This is a genomic window from Streptomyces katrae, from assembly GCF_000966975.1.
In the GTDB taxonomy this organism is placed as follows: domain Bacteria; phylum Actinomycetota; class Actinomycetes; order Streptomycetales; family Streptomycetaceae; genus Streptomyces; species Streptomyces katrae.
The window spans coordinates 1-4,725 of record NZ_JZWV01001264.1; the positions used below are offsets into that span (position 1 = coordinate 1).

General features: G+C 73.3%; 4 protein-coding genes. 3 read left to right on the forward strand and 1 reads right to left on the reverse strand.

Annotated features, from left to right (window positions below; all coding sequences use genetic code 11):
• Positions 1-99: 99 nt before the first annotated feature.
• Positions 100-873 (forward strand): DUF4142 domain-containing protein, encoded by a 774-nt coding sequence (locus VR44_RS35935; RefSeq protein ID WP_342669430.1) that lies wholly within the window; start codon positions 100-102, stop codon positions 871-873.
• A 9-nt stretch (positions 874-882) separates the two neighbouring features.
• Positions 883-2,247, forward strand: a complete 1,365-nt coding sequence (locus VR44_RS35940; RefSeq protein ID WP_045951855.1) for a DUF1996 domain-containing protein — start codon at positions 883-885, stop codon at positions 2,245-2,247.
• A gap of 82 nt (positions 2,248-2,329) precedes the next feature.
• Here VR44_RS35940 and VR44_RS35945 read toward each other — a convergent pair whose 3' ends face one another.
• The gene (locus VR44_RS35945) at positions 2,330-3,595 is read right to left on the reverse strand and encodes a PucR family transcriptional regulator (protein WP_045951856.1); all 1,266 of its coding nucleotides are present in this window, start codon (positions 3,593-3,595) and stop codon (positions 2,330-2,332) included.
• Positions 3,596-4,049: 454 nt separating this feature from the next.
• On the opposite strand from VR44_RS35945, the gene VR44_RS35950 reads away from it, so the two are divergent.
• Positions 4,050-4,725, forward strand: a 676-nt coding sequence (locus tag VR44_RS35950; RefSeq protein WP_157880514.1) for a hypothetical protein, incomplete at its 3' end; no start/stop codon positions are given.

The following is a 4,725-nucleotide window of genomic DNA, read 5'->3' on the forward strand; positions in this document are numbered from 1 at the left end:
GCGCCGATGTTTGTCCGATGGTGATGGTCCTTCCTCGACGGCGCCGTGACGGGCACTAGCGTCCCGTGCCATTCCCAGCCCACCGAGCGAGGAGGCAGCGTGCTGTCATTGCGGCGGCGATCCACCGGCGGCCTGTCCGTGGCCACGAGATACACGATCGGCAGCGGTCTGGTCATCACCGCGCTGGTGGCGACGCTGGTCGCGCTGCTGGTCCCGGTGTCGAAGTTCGGTGACCGGGCAGCCGCGGCGCCCGCGGGGGCGGCGGCGGCCCTGCCCGCCGGGGTCGAGGACGACGGCGCCGGGACCATGAGCACGGCCTACGGGCCCCTCAGCCCCGTCGACCGGGACTTCGTGCGCAAGGTGCGGCTCGCCGGTCTGTGGGAGCTGCCCGCCGGGCGGCAGGCCCAGCAGCGCGGCGCCCGCCCGGCGGTGCGTACCGCCGGGCAGCACCTGGTGGAGGGCCACACCGAACTGGACCGGCAGGTGGTCCAGGTCGGCCAGGCCCTCGGCGTGGACCTCCCCGACCGGCCCTCCGCCCAGCAGCAGGCCTGGCTGGACCAGCTGACGGCAGCTCAGGGAGCCGAGTACGAGCGGCTGTTCGTCCAGCTGTTGCGCCGCGCGCACGGCAAGGTGTTCGCCCTGCTCGCCCAGGTGCGGGCGCAGACCCGCAACTCCATGGTGCGCGCCCTCGCGACCTCCGCCAACAGCACGGTCCTGGACCACATCACGGTGACCACATCACGGTGCTGGAGGAGACCGGCCTCGTCGACTTCGACTCCCTCTCCGACGCGCCTGGCGCCCCCTCCTCACCCGGTCCCGCGCGACCCCAGGGGGCCTCGTCCCCTCCGATGTCCGACCGACGATACGAAGTGAAGTGATCGCATGAGTCAGCAGGGCCACAGGCGCCCCCGGTTGTCGAAGAAGCTCCTGGCCGTGGTCAGCGCCCTGGTGCTGGGCGGCGGCGGGGTGGCGATCGTCGCCGGGAACGCGAACGCCGGCCAGGACGCCTCCCGTACCGGCCAGGTGACGGCCACGATCGACTGCCCGGACGTGGGCGACAAGCTCACGGCCGTCCCCGACGGGGCCAGGACGGAGGTGGACGAGAACCTCGCCCAGCTGGACGTCCAGGTGGCCGACGCCTACCGGCAGCTCGCCGGGGGCCAGGTCAAGGGCAAGGCGCAGCAGGACGCGCTGCTGGGGCGGCTGCGCGACCAGCGCGGTACGACCATCTCCCGGGTGTCCGACGCGATAGGCCGCTCCGGCGCCCGCCCGGAGGGGCTGGGGACGCTGAGCGGGTGCACGATGAAGGAGGCGTCGGCGCAGGAGGACGCGGCCGCCGACGGCGCCCGGAGCATCGGGCAGAAGGGCGGGCCGGCCAAGAGCGACTTCGTCGACATCACGAAGGTACGGCCCAACGTGAAGGCCCCGGCGCCCTCGGCGGCCGCCTCCAAGGGCTCCTTCACCTCCGAGTGCGGGCGCAACGAGAACGGCCACTTCAACCCGGACAACGTGATCGTCGCCCCGGGCGTCTCCAACGGCGCGCACCACATGCACGACTACGTGGGCAACAAGACGACCAGCGCCTTCTCCACCGACGCCAGCCTCGCCGCCTCGGGAACCACGTGCGGTAACGGCGACCAGTCCACCTACTACTGGCCGGTGCTGCGGCTGCGCGACGGCAGGGCCGAGCGCGACGCGAAGGCGCCGGGCGGCGGCCAGGACGCCAACGTGGGCACGATCCTGCGGCCCAAGCAGGCCACCATCACCTTCAAGGGCAGCCCGGCGGGCCAGGTCAAGGCGATGCCGCGGTTCCTGCGGATCATCACGGGCGACGCGAAGGCCTTCAGCAACGGCACCGCGAACGCCAACGCCTCCTGGAGCTGCACCGGTTTCGAGGACCGGCAGCTGAAGGACAAGTACCCGGTCTGCCCCAAGGGCAGTGACGTGGTGCGCACCTTCACCTTCCAGAGCTGCTGGGACGGCCGCAACACCGACAGCGCCAACCACCGTACGCACGTGGCCTTCCCGGACGCGTCCGGGCGCTGCAAGAAGGGCTTCACCGCCATTCCGCAGCTGGTGGAGCGGGTCACGTACGGGGTGGCGCCCGGGGCGCGGTTCGCGGTGGACAGCTTCCCCGAGCAGCTGCACAAGCCGGTGACCGACCACGGCGACTTCATCAACGTGATGTCGGACGGCCTGATGGCCCGGGCCGTGGGCTGCATCAACGGCGGGCGGTCCTGCCGCTGACCCGTCCGGAACAGACGAACGGCCGGCCCGGAGCCCCTCGGCTCCGGGCCGGCCGTGTCGTGCCGGGCGAACGGCCCTGCGGTCACAGGCCGTTGACGCGGGCCATCCGTCCGACGGCCAGGGGCGGGAAGTCGGCGCCGACGACGCGGGCGGCGCGGCGGGCCACCCGGGAGTGCTGGCGGCGCACCTGCGCCATCAGGCGGCGGCTGCGCAGGGCCATCTCCAGTTCGAAGCGGGTCCGCGGGTCGCGCAGGCCGGGGCCGAAGAGCTTCTCCAGCTGGCGCATCCGGTAACGGACGGTCTGCGGGTGCACGTTGAGGGCCTTGGCGGCCTCGGGGGCGCCGCCGCCCTCCAGCCAGGCGAGCAGGGTCACCTCCAGGCGTTCGCTCTGGCGCGGGGTCAGGTCGGCCAGCGGCCGCAGCCAGCGGGCGGCCAGGGCGTGGGCCAGGGGCTCGTCCTGGAGGAGCAGCAGGGTGGAGAGGTGGTCGTCCACGAAGACGGCGCGGGCGTCGAGGCCGCCGCGGGCGGGGGTGAGGGTGAGCAGGCGCAGGGCCCAGCGCAGGGAGGAGGCGGTGTCGCGGAGGGGGACGGCGTGGCCGACGGCGGCGAAACGGCCGCGCAGCAGGGGGTCCAGGGCCGCCCGGGCGTCCGCGTCGGGGCTCGGGAGGAGCAGGCAGGGGCGGCCGGCGAACATGCCGGCGAGGGCGTCGTCGAGTACGGCCGCCAGTTGCTGGGCCTCGCCGGGGGTGGCGAGCGCGACGGCCCGTACGGCGGCGGGGAGCGGCCAGCCGGCGGACCGGGCGAGGTCGTCGAGGGAGTCCTGGGAGGCGGCCCGGTCGTCGGTGAGGGCCTTGAAGAGTTCCTGGCGCACCCGGTCGGGCGCGGTGGCGGCGGTCTCGTGCCGGATTCCGTGTCCGTGGCCATGTCCGTCGCCGTGGCCGGGGCCGTGCTCGTGCCCGGCTCCGCGCACCGCTTCGGGGGCGCCCCCGTGGGGCTCCTCCCGGCGGCCGTCGTGCCGGACGTCGAGCCCTCCGTCGAGGCCGGCGCCGTGTCCGCCGTCGGGTCCTCCGTCGAGGCGGGCCCCGAGGACGTCCTTGTCCTCGCCGACGGCCCCGTCCCGGGCGGGTTCGTCGCGGTAGCCGAGGGCGGTGAGGAGGGCCTCTTCCACCCGCTGCCGGATCAGGTCGTCGTCGACGGCGTCATTACCGTCGACAAGTGTGGAGAATCCGGGAATTCCCTGCAGGAGCTCCTCCACTATCTCCGCGGCCAGTGCGGGGAGTTCCCTGCGCACGACACGCGTCCACTCTCCTCGCGGGCGGGACCAGATGCGGTTCAGAAGTTCGCACATCGTTTCCTCGTTCTTGCCGGGGTGAGGCCTGTCCGGTGGAGGAGCGACAAGCCCGTCAGGGTTGTCTGCCTCGCCAACAACCCTGCCTGTCAAGAGAGTTGCAGCCCCCACGCGCCCTTCTGGAGGGATCCGGCCACTTTTGCCCCCTGGGGTTTGCCTTGTTTTTGCCCCCGGGGAAGCATGGATGGCGCGCGACGCGGTGGCCTGTCACGACCTCCACTGGAGGGGAATCTTCCGGCGTTGTTCGATGCGCCGGAGACGCGGCGCGAGAAATTATCACGTTTCGATAAATCCTGTGGAGATGCTGCGCAGCTCCACGATGCTGCTGCACTCCGGCCCCGAGCCCCTTCGGCCGGCGCGGGAATTCCACAGCGCTGCCGGCCGCCACACCACGATCCCGGGTGCCGAGCGCCAGGTGGACTGTGCTCGGAGCCCCGGTGCACAGGAGAACTGGATGCCCCTGCCCCAGCCGCACATACCCCGCTCCCACCGGTCGCGACGCAGGAGCCGCCACGCGGCGGCGGCCCCGGCCGCGGGACGGCGGGCCGTCCGGCGGCCCCCGCTCCTGCCCGCCCCGGGCAGGCTGCGCCCCAGCGCGCTCTGCGCCGCCGGCGCCGCACTCGTCTCGCTCTTCGTGGCGGTCCGCGCGGGCGCCCTGTCCCATCTGTGGGAGTTCCTCGACTACGGCGTGGGCGTGCTCTCGCTCGTCAGTCTCACCGCCACCGTCCTGTGGGGCCTGGCGGCCACCGACCGGGCCGTGCTCGGCTCCGGCCACCGGCTGCTGGCGCAGGGCGTGCACCGCGGGCTGGCCGTGGCCGGGCTGGGCTTCCTGGCCTTGCACGTCTGGGTGAAGGTGGCCCAGGGGCACACCACGGCGGCGGGCGCGTTCCTGCCGTTCGCCGACGAGGACCGGCCCGTCCTGATCGGCCTCGGCACCCTGGCCGGATATCTCTTCGTCTCCGTCGCGGTCTCCGGAGCCGTGCGTAGTGTGTTCGCGGTCAAGAACCGCTCCGTGTGGTGGCGGGCGCTGCACATCGGCGCCTACCCGGCCTGGGGGGCCTCCCTGGTGCACGGGCTGAAGGCCGGCCGCGCCGCCGACGCCTGGGTGACCGCCTCGTACGCCCTGTGCC